We start from the raw sequence: 1,147 nt of genomic DNA on the forward strand, positions 1-1,147 counted from the left end.
CCCCGGCCTGAAGGCCGGAGCACTGGCCCGCATTTTGGTAGCGCTTGAGGCAGAACTTGACCTCGACGCCGATGTACCGGTTGCCGGGCCGTTGTTCGGTGTCGGGTATGACGGTCCGGAAGGGGTCACGGACCCGTAGGACGGTGACCTGGGTTTCGTAGTCGGTGTCGGTGCTGGTCTGGGTCGTACCCACGGCGACGGTGCCTGGTGGTGGGGTCTGTGTTGGGGTGGGCGACGGGCTCGGGGATTCGATGGGCGCTGTCGCCGGGGCGGGGCCGGCGGCGTCGGTGGCCGAGCAGCCTGCGGTGGTGATGGCGAGCGCGGTGAGCAGGGCGGGGATGCGCATGGGGGTCTCCTCGGTCGGGTGCTGCGGGGAAGAGTGCGGCACGATGCCTGCATGCCGGTTGACGTGCGCTTTCTGCGCGGACATATCCGGGCGAAAGCCTCGCTGGCAGAAGGGGCGAGGTGGCGGCGCGCGCCGGAGGGGGAGAACCGGGGCCCGGGCCGCCGCCCGGCGGTGGGGTCGAGCAGCGGCCGGGCATCGGGCACTGTAATTGCGCAGTCGTCTCGTGTCTAGCCTGTAGACCCTGTAGTACCTGACTACCCCAGGTACCTCGGGCACCCCGTAGGGGCCGAGGACCCCGGAGTGGTCCACCACTACGTTCATGATCATGACGGTGGACCACTTCGATCCGACCCCGAAGCATGTGCAGATCGCGGCGATCGTGCGCGAGCAGATCCGCTCGGGCAAGCTCCGGCCGTTGATGCCGATCCCGTCGGAGAACCAGATGGTCCAGATGCATGGGGTGGCCCGGGACACGGCGCGCGCGGCGGCGCGGCTGCTTGCCGAGGAGGGGTGGGTCTTCACCATCCGGTCGAGGGGGACGTTCGTGAGTCCTCGGGAGCGGTGGCCGGAGGATGTGCCGCACGATGAAGACGAGGGGTGATGGGGAGTGGGGGCGGTTGGTCTGGCAGACCATCGGCAGACCATCATGCTCGGCAATGCTCGGCAATGCTCGGTATCGCTCAGTAAGGCTAGTTGACTCCCTGCCTGGTGTTTCAGACCAACTCGATCATGCTCGGCACCCCTCGGTAACGGATGGCATCGGACTTCTAATCCGACGGTCGGGGGTTCGAATCCCTCAGG

1 protein-coding gene, 1 tRNA gene and 1 pseudogene are annotated in these 1,147 nt (G+C 67.5%); 2 read left to right on the forward strand and 1 reads right to left on the reverse strand.

The window, feature by feature from the left end:
- Window positions 1–346 (reverse strand): annotated as a pseudogene (locus BSB02_RS39195) (hypothetical protein); the annotation flags it as partial.
- A 319-nt stretch (window positions 347–665) separates the two neighbouring features.
- Between BSB02_RS39195 and BSB02_RS39200 the strand changes: the two are divergent.
- Window positions 666–947: a GntR family transcriptional regulator gene (locus BSB02_RS39200; protein WP_240507062.1), complete on the forward strand. Its 282-nt coding sequence runs from the start codon at window positions 666–668 to the stop codon at window positions 945–947.
- A gap of 134 nt (window positions 948–1,081) precedes the next feature.
- Window positions 1,082–1,145, forward strand: a tRNA-Arg gene (locus tag BSB02_RS40990).
- Window positions 1,146–1,147 lie beyond the last annotated feature (2 nt).

The organism is Thermoactinospora rubra (assembly GCF_002093975.1).
GTDB lineage: Bacteria > Actinomycetota > Actinomycetes > Streptosporangiales > Streptosporangiaceae > Nonomuraea > Nonomuraea rubra_A.

Coding starts and splice junctions, on each gene's coding strand:
- BSB02_RS39200 (WP_240507062.1), top strand. CDS start 666: ATGATCATGACGGTGGACCACTTCGATCCGACCCCGAAGCATGTGCAG.